Below are 14,426 nucleotides of genomic sequence, written 5' to 3'. Positions count from 1 at the left end.
CCCGATGCGGATGCATCCGGCCGAATCGTTCGAGGGAAGGGCGCAAAGCGCTGGCTCTGGTCTCCCCGGTTTGGATCGATTTTGAAGGAGAACTACATTTTCGAAGCTGCCGTCGTGTACTTTTGATTCAATTTCACAAACGCGGTCACACTCCGCGCGCACGGCCTTGACGGAGTGCGCAACCAACCGGCCGCGCCAATAAAAAACGGTGCGATACCCTTTCGGACATCGCACCGATACGCGCCTCTCGCAGCAGCGTGAAAAACTACTCTGAAACTGTTCTGTTCAGACCCGCCGATTAGAACGAGTGCTGGATGCCTGCGTACACGCCGGTCTGGCTGTGGCCCGGCAGCGGATTGTCCGTCGCCGAAGCCGTGCCGAAGTTGTTCGCGTTCAGGCCGTAGTTGGCCGTCCGGCTGTTCCGCACGCTCGCGACTTGCAGGTCGAGCAGCGTGCGCTTCGACAGGTTGTACGAGCCGCCGACCGTATAAATGTTCGAGTTACCCGCGCCGTTGTTGCCGTTCACGTGGTAGACGGCCGCGATCAGCGCCGCTGCCGGCGTCGCTTGCCACGTCACGCCACCCCATTCGTGGTCGAGCGTGGTCGGCTGGCCGGGCAACTGGCCCGTCATGCCCGAAGAACGGATCGCCTGATAAGCGCCCTGAACCTTGAACTGGCCGAGGAACAGGTTGAACATCGCCGTGTACTCGCGCGAGTACGCATACACGCCGTTGCCGTTCGCGTTGTTCGCAGCGGTGGTGCCGCCGTTGAGCGCGTTGTACGCGCCGCCGAGCAGACCGTTGGCCGGGTTGCGGATTTCGTCGTACATGCCGCGGATCTGGAAGAGCGGCGACGTGTAGGTGATGTATGCGCCACCCTCACGGCCTTGCGGCGTCGTGCCGTTGCCGTTCCAGTTCGTCGCATTGGACAGCGAGTACTGGCCGTAGAAGTCGAAGCCCGCGAACTTCGGCGACTGGTACGAAATGTTGTTGCTCGACTGCGGCCAGTTGCGGCCACGCACGAGCGATGCCGACGACCAGTTCGACTGGCCGAACGGATCGAAGTCCCACACGCCGTTAGCGATGAAGAGTTCGCGGCCCAGGAGCAGCGTGCCGAAGTTGTTGTTGGCAACGCCGACCGTCGCCCAGCGATTGAAGAGACCGCCGCCGCCGGGGCCCGTGCCCGTCATGGTGTTGAAGCTGCCTTCCAACTGGAACACGGCGCGATAGCCGCCGCCCAAATCTTCGACGCCCTTCATACCCCACAGGCTCGTACCCCAGTCGCCGCTTTCCGCACGAAAGCGATGCGAACTGCCGGTCGCCGCGCCGGTAGGACCGGTACCGGTCGGCACGCCGTTCATGTATTCGAGCCCCGCGTCCAGGCGACCATACAGCGTCACGCTGCTTTGAGCGTGCGCCACCGCGCTGAACGTCAGCAGTGCTGCTGCCGCGAGCAAAGCTTTCTTCATCATCTCCTCCAACCCTGTCAAGAAAAAAACCCAAGTGCTGCCGCGTGCGGTTCGGTGCAACGCACCCAACCGGAAATGGTTTCAGAGGAAGGACACGCGCGGGCGGTAGCGCTCAGGGCGATCCGCGCGTCGTGGGCACGAGATCGACGCCGAACCGTGACGCCGACCCGTCGATCGGTGTCTCCTCATTTTGTTTTGAAGTAAAACTACTTTTTGTGCACTTCGTTTTGGTACTTTAGTTACCAATTTAACAAAATACGTTGCAGTCGCCAAAGGAATTTGATGATTGACGCGGCTGTGTGTCAAAAACGCAATGCCTGTGTGGTACGAACGCGACCCATAGCATGGGAAACGGGCGCGAGCGCCTTGTCCTGTAAGGCTTTCAGACGTGTGAAGTTTCGGGGTCAGGTTTGACGCCTATTGACGCCGCCACGTCGTGGCGCTAGTTCGGCGCAGGCCATGAAAACGCCGGTTCAGGCGGTGAACGGGCGTAAAAAAAGCGCCGCGAAGGGCGCTTTGCTGCAACGATTCAAGGCGGGCTACTTGAGGCTGCCCGAGAGGAACTGCCTGAGCCGTTCGCTTCGCGGATTGCCGAAGACGTCGTCCGGATGGCCTTCCTCCTCGATGCGTCCCTGATGCAGAAAGACGACATGGTTCGACACGTTGCGCGCGAACGCCATTTCGTGCGTGACGACGATCATCGTGCGGCCTTCCTCGGCGAGCGTCTGCATCACCTTCAGCACTTCGCCGACGAGTTCCGGGTCGAGCGCGGACGTCGGCTCGTCGAAGAGCATCACATCGGGATGCATCGCGAGCGCGCGCGCAATCGCCACGCGCTGCTGCTGCCCGCCCGACAGATGCGATGGATACTGCTTCTCGAGCCGCGGCGCGAGCCCGACCTTTTCCAGATACGTGCGCGCGCGGTCTTCGGCTTCCTTCTTCGGCAGGCCGAGCACGTTGACGGGCGCTTCGGTCACGTTCTCCAGCACGTTCATGTGCGACCACAGATTGAAGTGCTGGAACACCATCGAGAGCTTCGAGCGCACTTGCCGCAACTGCTTCGGATCGGCGGCCTTCAGCGCGCCGGTCTTGTCCTTCGTCGTGCGGACTTCGGCGCCGTCGACAAAAATGCGGCCCTGATTCGGCTGTTCGAGGAAGTTGATACAACGCAGCATCGTGCTCTTGCCCGACCCCGACGAGCCGATGATGCTGATGACGTCGCCCGCATTGGCGCGCAGGGAAACGCCTTTCAGAACTTCGTTGCTGCCGTACTGCTTGTGGATGTCATCGACGAACAGCTTGTGCTTCTGGGAATTCATGAACGGTCCTTCAAGCCCGATTGCCTGACTTATTTGCCTTGAGGCCGCAGGTACGCGAGCCAGCGATGCTCGGCGCGGCGAAAGAGCCACACGAGCGCGAACGAAATGACGAGATACAGCAGGGCGGCGATGCCGAACGCCTGGAACGACTGATAGGTCGCGGAGTTTACGTCGCGCGCGATCTTGAGGATGTCCGGCACGGTCGCGGTGAAGGCGACGGTCGTCGCGTGCAGCATCAGGATGACTTCGTTGCTGTAGTACGGCAGCGCGCGCCGCAGCGCGGAAGGCAGAATTACCCGCCGATACAGCGTGAACGTCGACATGCCATACGCGCGCGCGGCTTCGATCTCGCCGTAGGGCGTCGCCTTGATCGCGCCGGCGAAGATTTCGGTCGTGTAGGCGCAGGTGTTCAGCGTGAACGCGAGGAGCGTGCAGTTCATGCCGCTTCGAAAGAATTCGGAGAGCAGCATGTGATCGCGCACGACCTGCAGGCTGTAGAGGCCCGTGTAGCAGAGCAGCAGCTGCACGTAGAGCGGCGTGCCGCGAAACACATACGTATAGAGCCACACGCCGCGCGAGAGCAGCTTGTTCTTCGAGACGCGCGCGACCGCGAGCGGCACGGAGAGGCAAAAGCCCAAGCCGATGGAAACGACGAGCAGCCACATCGTGATCGCGAGACCGGTGATGCGGTAGCCGTCGGTGAAGAGGTAGTTCTTCCAGTATTCCTGGATGATTTCGATCATGAAGTCCGCCGCTTATATCGCTGCATATCGCTGTTACAGGTCCGCCTTGCGCACGCCGGTGGAATAGCGCCGCTCCAGCCAGATCAGCACGAAGTTGGAAACCGTGGTGATGACGAGATAGACCGCGCCGGCAAGCAGCGTGAAGAAGAAGAACCGCTGCGTGCCCTTGCCCGCGTCCTGCGCGGCCTTCACGACATCGGCGAGTCCGATGATCGACACGAGCGCCGTCGCCTTCACCATCACCTGCCAGTTATTGCCGATGCCCGGCAGCGCGAAGCGCATCATCTGGGGAAACATGATGCGCGAGAAGGTCTGCCACGGCGTCATGCCGTAAGCGGCGCCGGCTTCGAGCTGGCCGCGCGGCACGGAAAGAAACGCGCCGCGAAAGGTCTCGGTGAAGTACGCGCCGTAAATGAAGCCGAGCACGAGAATACCGGCGAGAAACGGGTCGATGTCGATCTGGTCCCAGCCGAGCTGATCCGTGAGCAGGTTCAGCCAGATTTGCAGGCTATAGAAGAGCAGCAGCATCAGCACGAGATCGGGCACGCCGCGAATCAGCGTCGTGTAGACGGTGCCGATGCCCGACGCCAGCCGGTTGCGGGAGAGCTTCGCCGCCGCGCCGATCAGGCCGATCACGAAGGCGAACGCGAGCGACAACACCGCCAGCTTGACGGTCTGCCAGGTGCCCGCGAGGATCAGCGGACCGTAGCCTTGCAACATGGTGATTCCTTGGTAAGGGTGCGCAACATTCGACATGTGCGCGAAGCGGCTCGCCGCCGCAGTCGCCAGTGCGCGCCGCGGGAGCGTCCCCGGCGTTTCGTCCCGCCAGTGCCGATGTTCTCTCTTCTGCCCGGCGCTCCGGCTCGCCGCGCCGGCGGTGCGTATTCTAGGTGGCCAAAAATGGCGCGGACCAAGCTCGTCGTGCGTGCCCGCGCGGCTTGCGCGTGGTCTGCACGTGGTCAGCGCGTGGCCTGCGCGCGCGTGCGCCACCCGAAAAGCGCGGTATTTTACCCGAACGCGGCTCGCGCGCGAGCGATAGCCGGACATGTCCGATTACATCCACCAGCGGGACGGTGTAGTGCCGTCGCCCTCGTTGTTTCGGCGGACGGGCGCCCTTACATTTCGTTCATCGCAGTTCAACGACTACACCGGGAGCCATCATCATGTTCGAGATTCGCCGCAGCAACGAGCGCGGTCATGCCAATCACGGCTGGCTGGACTCGCACCACAGCTTCTCGTTTGCCGATTACCACGATCCCGAGCACGTCCACTTCGGCGCGCTGTGCGTCATCAACGAAGATCGCGTCGCGGGCGGGCAGGGTTTCGGCACGCACGGTCATCGCGACATGGAGATTGTGAGCTATGTGCTCGAAGGCGCGCTCGCGCACCGCGACAGCATGGGCAACGGCTCGACGATCCGCCCCGGCGACGTGCAGCGCATGAGCGCGGGCACGGGCGTTCGGCACAGCGAGTTCAACGGATCGCCCACCGAGACCGCGCATTTCCTGCAAATCTGGATCATTCCGGATGCAGCGGGCGGCGCGCCGGGCTACGAGGAAAAGCGCTTCGCCGACGATGAAAAGCGCGGCCGCCTGCGCGTGATCGCATCGCCGCAAGGCACGGACGGTTCGGTGACGATCGGCGCGGACGCGCGCATCTTCGCGGGCCTCTTCGATGGCGACGAGCGCGCCGACTTCGAGGTGCCCGCAGGCCGGCGCGTGTATGTGCATGTGGCGCGTGGCAAGGTGTCGGTGAACGGCGAGGCGCTCGGGGCGGGCGATGCCGCGAAGCTCGAGGACGTGTCGCGCGTCACGATCGACGGCGGCGAGAACGCGGAAGTGCTGGTGTTCGATTTGGCGTGAACGCGGCCGCACGCGCATGAAAAAACCGCGGGGCAGTTCGTTGCCCCGCGGTTTTTTTCTGCCTTTTCGAAACGCTCAGGGCTTCGTCGTGGCGGACGCGCCCGCCGCGGCGTCGGCGCCGCCGCGATGCTTGCCCCAGCGCTCGTGCATCTTCTCTTCGTGTTCGTGCATCCGGGCGAAGTGCTTCTTGAGCGCCGTGCTGACCGTGGTCTTTTGCTGGTCGTTCAGCGCGTTATAGAAGTTGAGCCACGCGGTCTCGGTCTGTTCGCGCAACTGGGCCTGCTGCTGCTCGATCTTCTGATGCGCCGCGTGCATCGCGTTCAGGTCGAGAATCGGCTGGTTCTGCATGGACTCGAATTGCTGGTGCATCTGGCGATGGCTCTCGCGCATCGTCTGGCGGTTCTGCTTCATCGTGTCGATGGCGGTCTGCCACAGCTTTTCCTGATCGGCGTTCAGCTTCAACTGGCTGTGCAGTTGATCCATCTGCTTGTGCATGCGCATTTCCATGCGGTGAGCGCCGGGGCCGCCGGGACCGCCCATCATGGCCGGACCGCCTGCGGGCGGCGCGGGCGGGGCGTCGTTGGTGGCGGCGTAGGCTGCGCCGAAGCTGAGCGCGAGCGCCGTGGCGGTGGCAGTGAGGATGCGGTAGTGCTTGCCCATTGTGAGACTCCCTTATTGATTGTGGAGCCGAGCGGCGAGGCTTCGTGGAGTTTCTCGGCTGTCGGTGAGACACAGCGTAGAGGCTCGCGCCGACGCGCGTGTTACCGCGCCGCGCTTTCGTATTACGCTGGTTTACGCGCTGCTTTCGCGGTAACACCCGGTAACCCTTTGCGGCCGCGTCGCGACCGATGCGCTTCGGCTCACGCGCTAAACTCCATTCCATGACTACACAAATCCTTGTCGTCGACGACGACGCCGAACTGCGCGACCTTCTGCGCGACTATCTGGTCCGGCAGGGCATCGAAGTCTCGGTGCTGCACGACGCCGGTTCGCTCGAACGCCGGCTCGAGCGCGAGCGGCCCGATCTCATCGTGCTCGATCTGATGATGCCGGGCGTCGACGGCCTCACCGCGCTCAAGAAACTGCGCGCATCCGGCGACGACATCCCCGTCATCATGCTGACCGCGCGCGCGGACGACGTGGACCGCATCGTCGGGCTCGAACTCGGCGCGGACGATTACCTCGGCAAGCCATTCAATCCCCGCGAACTGCTCGCGCGCGTGCAGGCGGTGCTGCGCCGCCGCCGCACGATTCCGTCGGCCGCGCCCGAGCAGCGCGAGCCGTACTCGTTCGGCCGCTTCCGGCTCGATTTCCAGTCGCGCACCCTCCAGCACGACGAAAAGCCCATCACGCTCTCCGGCAGCGAATTCGCGCTGCTCAAGATCTTCGTGAATCATCCGATGCGCACGCTCACGCGCGAGCGCCTGCTCGAACTGCTGCACGGCCCCGAGTACGACGGCACCGACCGTGGCATCGACGTTCAGGTCTGGCGGCTGCGGCGCATCCTGGAAAGCGATCCTTCCGCGCCGCGCTTCATTCAGACGGTGCGGGGGCGCGGCTACGTCTTCGTGCCTGACGGCGAGCAAAATGCGCCGGCCCATTGATTCGCTGTTCGGCCGGCTCGTTCTTCTGGTGATCGGCGTGCTGGTGTTGTCGCATCTCGCGTGGTTCGCGGTCATTCGCGTCGAGCGCGACAACTCGCAGACGCGCTATGCCGTCGAAGAAGCCGCGTTCCTCGTCGAAGCGGTGCGCCAGCACGTCGCGAACAACCCGGATCAGCCGCTGCCCTCGCGCGTGCGCGTCGTGCCGCTCGATGCCGCGGATGTCCCGCAGCCGGCGAGCGAAGACGTGCCGCGCCCGCTTTCGCGTTTCCTCGACGACATGAAGGACCGCCTTCCCGACGACACCGACGTGCGCCCCGGTCCCCCCGGCGCGCCGCCGAGCGTGTGGGTGCACGGCGCGAAGGACGCGGGCTGGATCGTCGTGCCGGTTCAGCCGCTGCGCCCGCCGCGCTCGCGCGACCGCATGCTCGTGTGGCTCGCCATCATTTTCTCGACGGCGGTGCTGGCGGCGCTCTTCGCCGCATGGCAGTTGCAGTCGCCGCTGCGCTCGCTCGCGCAGGCGGTCGCGCGCTTCGGACGCGGCCAGCCGACGCCGCCCGTGCCCGAGCGCGGCCCGCGCGAATTGCGCCAGCTCACGCACGGCTTCAATCAGATGGTGCGCGAAGTGTCGCAAAGCGAGAACGACCGCGCCGTGATGCTCGCGGGCGTCGCGCACGATCTGAAGACGCCGCTTGCGCGCCTGCGCCTGCGTGCCGAAATGATGGACGACGCAAAGACGCGCGACGGCGTCGTGCGCGATGTGGATTCGATGGCGCATATCGTCGATCAATTCCTGGTCTTCGCGCACGACCGCCCGGACGGCAGCGAGCCGGTCGAGGTGGATCAGCAGTGCGAGCGGATTGCGCGGGCGTATCGCGCGGTGTCGCCGGGAGCGGACGGCATCCGCCTGAAGCTCGAAGCCGGGCCTGCCTTCGTGCTGCCCGCCGCGACGCTCGAGCGCCTGCTATCGAATCTGCTCGATAACGCGCATGCCTACGGCGCGCCGCCGATCGTCATCGAGACGCGGCGTGGCGCGAACGGCTGGGTGCTGTCGGTGGCCGATCACGGCAAGGGCATTGCGCCGGAAGACGTCATCAAGGCGAGCCGGCCGTTCGTGCGGCTCGATCCTGCGCGCGGCGGCAGCGGGCATAGCGGGCTCGGGCTCGCCATCGTCGAGCGGCTCGCGCGGCGCGCGGGCGGGGAATGCGAGATCGGCAACCGCGTCGATGGCGGCTTGCAGATCGTAATGACCTTTCCCTTCGATGTCGCCACGCGCCCGGTCACGGAACGCCGCGCCGGGCCGCAACACGAGGAGCGCGCGCTCTAGTCACGCGCGCTTTTCTCTTCCGGTGCACAAGCGCCGGAAGAGGCGGGCGGTATCAGTCGAAAAGGGTTTCGAGCGCCGACGCCGCTTCGCTATCGACGGTGTTGTAGGTCACCGTGGACGCCTCGAAGATATAGTGCGTCGTGTACTTGCCGAGGCGCGACAAAATTTCTTCCTGGATCACCTCGGGCGCGAGGCCGATCTTGAGATACCACGCGGTCGACGACAGCCGCGTCTGAAACGACCCGTACTCCGCGAGCAGCTGATCGAACGTTTCAGCGTCCTGATCGCGGCACACGATGACCAGATTTCCCTTCATGCAACCCTCCCGATGACGGCAACGGCATTGAATACCCATAGCCGATGATACCTGCGCGGACCGGGCCGCGTCAGGATCGGCCGGCGCCGCCGCCGGTCTACTTGCCCGCGAGCGAGTCTTCGGGATGTAACGTCGGCGGCCGTGGATCGGCGGGGCGTACTTCGCTGCGATCGCGGCCGCGCGACTTCGCTTCGTAGAGCGCGAGATCGGCGCGGGAAAGCATCCATTCGAGCGCGTCCTCGGTCGCCAGTTCCGTGATGCCGATGCTCACCGAAAGCACCGCATCGTCGGGCAAATGCGCGCAGTGCTCGTGATGAAAGCGCTTGCGCAGCCGCTCGAGCACCGATTGCGCGTCCGCGAGTGTCGTCTGCGGCAGCAGAATGCCGAACTCCTCGCCGCCCAGCCGCCCGATTGCATCGCTCGGACGAAGCTGCTGGCGGCAGACCTCCACGAAATGTTCGAGCGCGCGGTCGCCGGATGCGTGGCCGTAGCGGTCGTTGATCTGCTTGAAGTGATCGAGATCGGCGATGGCCACCGACAGCGGCGCGGCCGTCGAGCGCGCCAATTCCGCCTCGTTACGCAGCGTGTCGAGGAAATAGCGCCGCGAGAGCGCGCCCGTCAGCGCGTCGTGTCGCGCTTCGGCCGATAAAAGCGTATTGGCCGCCTGCAACTGCTCCGCGAGATCGCGCGTCGCGCGGTGCAGCCGCCGCTCGCGCGAATACGACGTCGCGATGACGACGGCGAGCGTGACGACGCCGAGCATCGTCAGAAAGACGAGCAGGCGGTCGCGATTATGGTTGCGCGCGATCTCCGGCCAGCTCGTGAGCGGATGGACGATGTGCGCCGCGAGCCCGGAATTGAGGCCGGTGCGTTCGTCGTAGAGCGACGGCACGGCGTTGCCGTTGGCCGCGTAGATGTCTTGCGCGAGCGACGGCGCGAGCCACGGCGCCGACTGCCGCATGCGCTCGCCGATTCGCTCGATGCGCAAGGGAGCGAACGCGTCGCGCCGGTAATGCTCGACGCGCTCGCGCGCGGTCATGCGGGCGATGGGCGCATCGGGCAGCGCCTGATACTCGAGGTGGCCGTCGTGCGCCATCACGACGACGCCGTTTTCGTCGGTCACGAACGTGCCCGCGCGCGATACCCAGTGCCGCAGGCGGTCGATGCTTACTTTCGCGATGACCGCGCCGACGAGCAGCCCGTCCTCGTACACCGGCGCCGCGATGAAAATGCCCGGCTCGGCCGAGAGCCTTCCGACGCCGTACATTTCCGCGAAGCCGCCGAGCAGCGCGCGCGTGACGTAGGCGCGGGCGCTCATGTCGTAGCCGATGAAGCTCGTCGCGTCGGCCGCATTGCTCGACGCGATGCAGTAGCCCTGGTCGTTGACGAGCCAGAGCGAGTCCAGCCCGGAGAAACCCTGCGCTTCGTGCAGGAACTGATTGACTCTCGCGAGGCCGGGACGCGCCATCCAGTCGGCGCGCCGCCCGGTTTCCGTCGACTTGGCGTTCAGGGCATAATGCCGCGACTCCGCGAGCGCGCGCTGTGTGAGGTCCATCTGCGCGAGCGTCGCGGGAATCGCGCGGGACATGGCGAGGTCGCTCGCGATGATCTGCGCCATGTTGTCGACGATGGACGCCGCCATCTGCCGCTCGGTGCGAACGGTGGCCGTCATCTCCTGCTGCACCATCCGGTCCGACAGCAGGCCGGCTGCGACCCAGCACCCGAGCACGAGCAGCGCGAGACACAGCGTCGCGATGGCACGGTGCAGGATGAGCTCGTTCATCGGCGCGAGTCCGGGGCGCCGCATCACGCCGCGCGCATCGGGCGAGCGCGAAACGCGCGGCGACGCACTGTCGCGCCGATTCCGCGCGAGGGCTCGCCCCCGCCACTCAAAAACGGGATAATCGCCGCCCTGGGGCGGCGGCTCTGCGGCCCAGCGCAGGCGCGTTCATTGCGTCGCGCGATAGGTGCGGCGACGGTTCCCGCGTGCGCGCGCAGCCGGTAAGTGCGGCCGAGGCGGAGTGTCTCGTTTGTCGTACGGCCTTCCGACGTGAATTTGGCGTCACGCATTGCATCGGCGCTCAATTTATTGTTTGTGATAGCCCAGATTGGACGATGTTTTTTGTTGTCTATCAAGCGCCTTCTCGCTGCGGGCGGCGTTCGTCCAACATAACGCTTCGCCACGACGCTTCGGCATTGCCCGCTCGGGCCCGCTTTCGCGTGCGTCGGCCATGCGGAGCCGGGCGCGAAAGCGGCATGCGTGCGGACGGCGAACCGCCCTTCATTTTGCCTTTGCCGTGCGGAAGAGCAACAGGAACATCGCGCGAATGAGCGAAGTTCGGCGCCAACGGTTGTGCCTGTCATCGTGCTTGGTGTAGTGTCGCTCGGTTCAGCACGCAGCAGGTAGTCCGTCTGGCCGCCGGACGCGTTGAAGAGCCGGGCGGGCCGCGCGAAGGAGAGGCGTCTCGCCCGGACGACGGCTTGCCGTCTCGAGCATCATCCGCGTCTCGCGCGGTCGAACAAAGCCTTACGGGGAGGGCCTTGAATGGAATTTGGCTTCAATCTGAATCGCACGGCGAACGCTTCCGCCTGGCGGCTCCTGCCCAACCGCTGGGACTTCGTGGCGTTCCCGATGATCATCTGCATCATCGCGCTCGCCGCCGTCGGTTTTCACGAGACGCTCGCGCCGATATCGACGCTGCAGACGCAGGCGATTTCCCTCGATCCCGCGAACCTTCCCGAGTACGCGCTGCGCACGACGCTGCGCATGCTCGCCGCGATGGTCGCCTCGCTCATTTTCACGCTCGCTTACGGCACGCTCGCTGCGAAGAGCCGGCGCGCGTCCATCGTGCTCGTGCCGATTCTCGACATCCTCCAGTCGGTGCCGGTGCTCGGCTACATCTCGTTTACGGTCACCTTCTTTCTCGCGCTCTTTCCAGGCCGCGTGATCGGCGCCGAATGCGCGGCCATCTTCGCGATCTTCACGAGTCAGGCGTGGAACATGACGTTCAGCTTCTATCAGTCGCTGCGCACGGTGCCGCGCGACCTCGACGAAGTCTCGCGCGGCTTTCACCTGACCAACTGGCAGCGCTTCTGGAAGCTCGAAGTGCCGTTCTCGATGCCCGGCCTCATCTGGAACATGATGATGTCGATGTCGGGCGGCTGGTTCTTCGTCGTGGCGTCCGAGGCGATCACCGTCGGCAATCGGAGCATCGTGCTGCCGGGCATCGGCGCGTATTTGGCGGCGGCCATCGGCGAGCGCAATCTGGCCGCGATCGGCTGGGTAATCCTCGCGATGACGATCGTGATCCTCGCCTACGACCAGCTCATGTTCCGCCCGCTCGTCGCGTGGGCGGACAAATTCCGCATGGAGACCACGAGTTCGGGCAACGCGCCGGAGTCGTGGCTGCTCGACCTGATCCGCCGCACGCGCCTGATTCACCGGCTGCTCGTGCCGGCCGGATGGATTCTCGCGAAGGCCGCGCGCGTGCCGATCAAGCTGCCGTCGCTGCAGGGCGTGAAGCTGCCGTTGCGCGCGCCGGTGCCGTCCACGCGTGCGGGCGACATCGCGTGGGGCGCGCTCGTGCTGCTCATCACCGCGTTCGTCGTGTGGAAGGTGGTCTCGTTCGTCGCGACCGGCGTCACGTGGAGCGAAGTGGGCCACGTGTTCCTGCTCGGCTTCATCACGCTGATCCGCGTGGTGGTGCTGATCGCAATTGCGTCGGTCGTGTGGGTGCCGGTGGGCGTGCTGATCGGCCTGCGGCCCGCGCTCGCCGAGAAGTTTCAGCCGCTCGCGCAGTTTCTCGCGGCGTTCCCGGCGAATCTGCTCTTTCCGGTGTTCGTCGTCGTCATCGTGCGGTGGCATCTGAACCCGGACATCTGGCTTTCTCCGCTCATCGTGCTCGGGACGCAGTGGTATATCCTGTTCAACGTGATCGCGGGCGCGTCGGTGTATCCGAACGATTACCGCGAAGCCGCGACGAACTTTCAGATTCGCGGCTGGCAGTGGTGGAAGAAAGCCATGCTGCCGGGCATTTTCCCTTACTACGTCACGGGCGCGATCACCGCGTCGGGCGGCGCTTGGAACGCGAGCATCGTCGCGGAAGCGGTGTCGTGGGGCAACACCCATGTCGTCGCGCACGGCCTCGGCGCGTATATCGCCCAGACCACCGCCGAAGGCGATTACCCCAAGATCATTCTCGGCATCGCGATCATGTCGCTCTTCGTGACGCTGTTCAACCGCTTGTTGTGGCGCCCGCTGTATGCCTACGCGGAAGCCAGGCTTCGACTGGATTGAGGACGAGTTCCGATGCAGAACCTTAAGAACACGCAGACGCCCGCCGCGCCGGGCGCCACCCGCACGGCGGGCGCCACCGGCACGCCCGCCGGCACCCCGACGCAGGCCGCCGGCAAGCCGCCGCGCCTCGGCGCCGAAATCCTGCGCGTGAAGAACGTGAGCCGCGGCTTCAACAAGACGCAGGGCGAACTGCTCGTTCTCGACGACGCGAACCTTTCGCTGCGTGAAGGCGAGATCGTCGGGCTGCTCGGGCGCTCGGGCTCGGGCAAATCGACGCTTTTGCGGATCATCGCGGGCCTGATCGAGCCGACCGATGGCGAAGTGACGTATCTCAACGAGCCGTTGCGCGGCCCGGCGAAGGGCGTCGCAATGGTCTTTCAGACGTTCGCGCTGTTCCCGTGGCTCACCGTGCTGCAAAACGTCGAAGCGGGGCTGGAGGCGCAGGGCGTCGCGGCGCGCGAGCGGCGCGAACGCGCGCTTGCGGCGATCGACCTGATCGGCCTCGACGGGTTCGAGAACGCGTATCCGCGCGAGCTGTCGGGCGGCATGCGCCAGCGCGTGGGCTTCGCGCGCGCGCTCGTCGTCGATCCGACGCTGCTGCTCATGGACGAGCCGTTTTCCGCGCTCGACGTGCTGACCGCCGAAAACCTGCGCACCGACCTGCTCGACTTGTGGACGCAGGGCCGGCTGCCGATCAAATCGGTGCTGATCGTCACGCACAACATCGAGGAAGCGGTGTTCATGTGCGACCGCATTCTCGTGCTGTCGTCGAATCCGGGCCGCGTGATGGCCGAGATCAAGGTGCCGTTCAAGCATCCGCGCAACCGGCTGGACCCGGCGTTCCGACGGCTCGTCGACGACATCTACGCGAAGATGACCGCGCGCCAGCTCGACGAATCGAAGAAGAAGGGCCTGGAATTGGGAAGCTGGCTGCCGTCGGTTTCGACGAACCTGATGGCCGGTCTCATCGAGACGCTCGCGGCCGAGCCGTATCACGGGCGCGCGGACATGCCGGAAATCGCGCGCACGCTGCATCTGGAAGTGGACGAGCTTTTTCCGATCGCGGAAGTGCTGCAGCATCTCGGTTTCGCCGACGTGCGCGAGGGCGACATCTATCTGACGCCGCAGGCGCGGGTGTTCGCCGAATTCGGCACGCAGGAGCGCAAGATGATGTTCGCCGAGCACCTGCTGCGGCACGTGCCGCTCGCTGCGCGCATCAAGAAAGTGCTGAACGAGCGGCCGGGGCATCGCGCGCCGCGTGTGCGCTTCGAGCAGGAACTGGAGGACTTTCTCTCCGACAAGGCCGCGCAGGAGACGCTCGACGCGGTCATCGACTGGGGACGTTACGGCGAGATTTTCTCGTACAACGACCAGACGGAGATGCTGAGTCTGGAGGATGTCGAGTCGTAGGGTGAAGGGCAGTGGATGAGAAAAGCGCGGTTTCCTGGAGAGGGGAGCCGCGCTTTTTTCGTTGCGGACCCTGCGAATAGGCC

The 14,426-nt window shown here is 65.0% G+C and carries 12 protein-coding genes; 5 read left to right on the top strand and 7 right to left on the bottom strand.

The window, feature by feature from the left end; translation table 11 throughout:
- Nucleotides 1-298 precede the first annotated feature (298 nt).
- The 4 genes from LDZ27_RS10150 to LDZ27_RS10135 form a co-directional block, all read right to left on the bottom strand.
- Nucleotides 299-1,468: a porin gene (locus tag LDZ27_RS10150; RefSeq protein WP_244816112.1), complete on the bottom strand. Its 1,170-nt coding sequence runs from the start codon at nucleotides 1,466-1,468 to the stop codon at nucleotides 299-301.
- A gap of 539 nt (nucleotides 1,469-2,007) precedes the next feature.
- On the bottom strand, nucleotides 2,008-2,787 hold the full coding sequence (locus LDZ27_RS10145; protein ID WP_244813970.1) for an ABC transporter ATP-binding protein: 780 nt from the start codon (nucleotides 2,785-2,787) through the stop codon (nucleotides 2,008-2,010).
- Between the two features lie 29 nt (nucleotides 2,788-2,816).
- Nucleotides 2,817-3,530 carry an ABC transporter permease gene (locus LDZ27_RS10140; RefSeq protein ID WP_244813969.1) on the bottom strand — a complete coding sequence of 238 codons (714 nt, stop codon included), beginning with the start codon at nucleotides 3,528-3,530 and terminating at the stop codon, nucleotides 2,817-2,819.
- Nucleotides 3,531-3,563: 33 nt separating this feature from the next.
- Nucleotides 3,564-4,250 carry an ABC transporter permease gene (locus tag LDZ27_RS10135; RefSeq protein ID WP_244813968.1) on the bottom strand — a complete coding sequence of 229 codons (687 nt, stop codon included), beginning with the start codon at nucleotides 4,248-4,250 and terminating at the stop codon, nucleotides 3,564-3,566.
- A gap of 443 nt (nucleotides 4,251-4,693) precedes the next feature.
- Between LDZ27_RS10135 and LDZ27_RS10130 the strand changes: the two genes are divergently transcribed.
- A complete protein-coding gene (locus tag LDZ27_RS10130; protein ID WP_244813967.1) occupies nucleotides 4,694-5,392 on the top strand; it encodes a pirin family protein in 699 nt (232 codons plus the stop codon).
- 75 nt (nucleotides 5,393-5,467) lie between these two features.
- On the opposite strand, the gene LDZ27_RS10125 is transcribed toward LDZ27_RS10130, so the two are convergent.
- Nucleotides 5,468-6,052, bottom strand: a complete 585-nt coding sequence (locus LDZ27_RS10125; protein ID WP_244813966.1) for a periplasmic heavy metal sensor — start codon at nucleotides 6,050-6,052, stop codon at nucleotides 5,468-5,470.
- A gap of 221 nt (nucleotides 6,053-6,273) precedes the next feature.
- Between LDZ27_RS10125 and LDZ27_RS10120 the strand changes: the two genes are divergently transcribed.
- Both LDZ27_RS10120 and LDZ27_RS10115 read left to right on the top strand, forming a co-directional pair.
- Nucleotides 6,274-6,996 (top strand): response regulator, encoded by a 723-nt coding sequence (locus LDZ27_RS10120; RefSeq protein ID WP_244813965.1) that lies wholly within the window; start codon nucleotides 6,274-6,276, stop codon nucleotides 6,994-6,996.
- Nucleotides 6,980-8,320, top strand: coding sequence for an ATP-binding protein (locus tag LDZ27_RS10115; RefSeq protein WP_244813964.1), 1,341 nt, complete (start codon nucleotides 6,980-6,982; stop codon nucleotides 8,318-8,320). Before LDZ27_RS10120 ends, LDZ27_RS10115 begins: the two co-directional genes overlap by 17 nt.
- 52 nt (nucleotides 8,321-8,372) lie before the next feature.
- On the opposite strand, the gene LDZ27_RS10110 is transcribed toward LDZ27_RS10115, so the two are convergent.
- Complete coding sequence (locus LDZ27_RS10110; RefSeq protein WP_244813963.1) at nucleotides 8,373-8,636, bottom strand: hypothetical protein; 264 nt, start codon at nucleotides 8,634-8,636, stop codon at nucleotides 8,373-8,375.
- Nucleotides 8,637-8,733: 97 nt separating this feature from the next.
- Entirely contained in the window at nucleotides 8,734-10,419 is a 1,686-nt protein-coding gene (locus LDZ27_RS10105; RefSeq protein WP_244813962.1) for a diguanylate cyclase, read from the bottom strand.
- Nucleotides 10,420-11,181: 762 nt separating this feature from the next.
- Here LDZ27_RS10105 and LDZ27_RS10100 point away from each other — a divergent pair.
- The gene (locus LDZ27_RS10100; RefSeq protein ID WP_244813961.1) at nucleotides 11,182-12,933 is read left to right on the top strand and encodes an ABC transporter permease subunit; all 1,752 of its coding nucleotides are present in this window, start codon (nucleotides 11,182-11,184) and stop codon (nucleotides 12,931-12,933) included.
- A gap of 12 nt (nucleotides 12,934-12,945) precedes the next feature.
- Entirely contained in the window at nucleotides 12,946-14,343 is a 1,398-nt protein-coding gene (locus LDZ27_RS10095; protein ID WP_244813960.1) for an AAA-associated domain-containing protein, read from the top strand.
- The last annotated feature ends 83 nt before the right edge of the window (nucleotides 14,344-14,426 follow it).

Origin of the sequence: Caballeronia sp. Lep1P3, from assembly GCF_022879595.1 — a bacterium.
In the GTDB taxonomy this organism is placed as follows: Bacteria; Pseudomonadota; Gammaproteobacteria; order Burkholderiales; family Burkholderiaceae; genus Caballeronia.
Note: the sequence above shows the minus strand (reverse complement) of the source record. Positions and strands in the feature narration are given on the sequence as shown.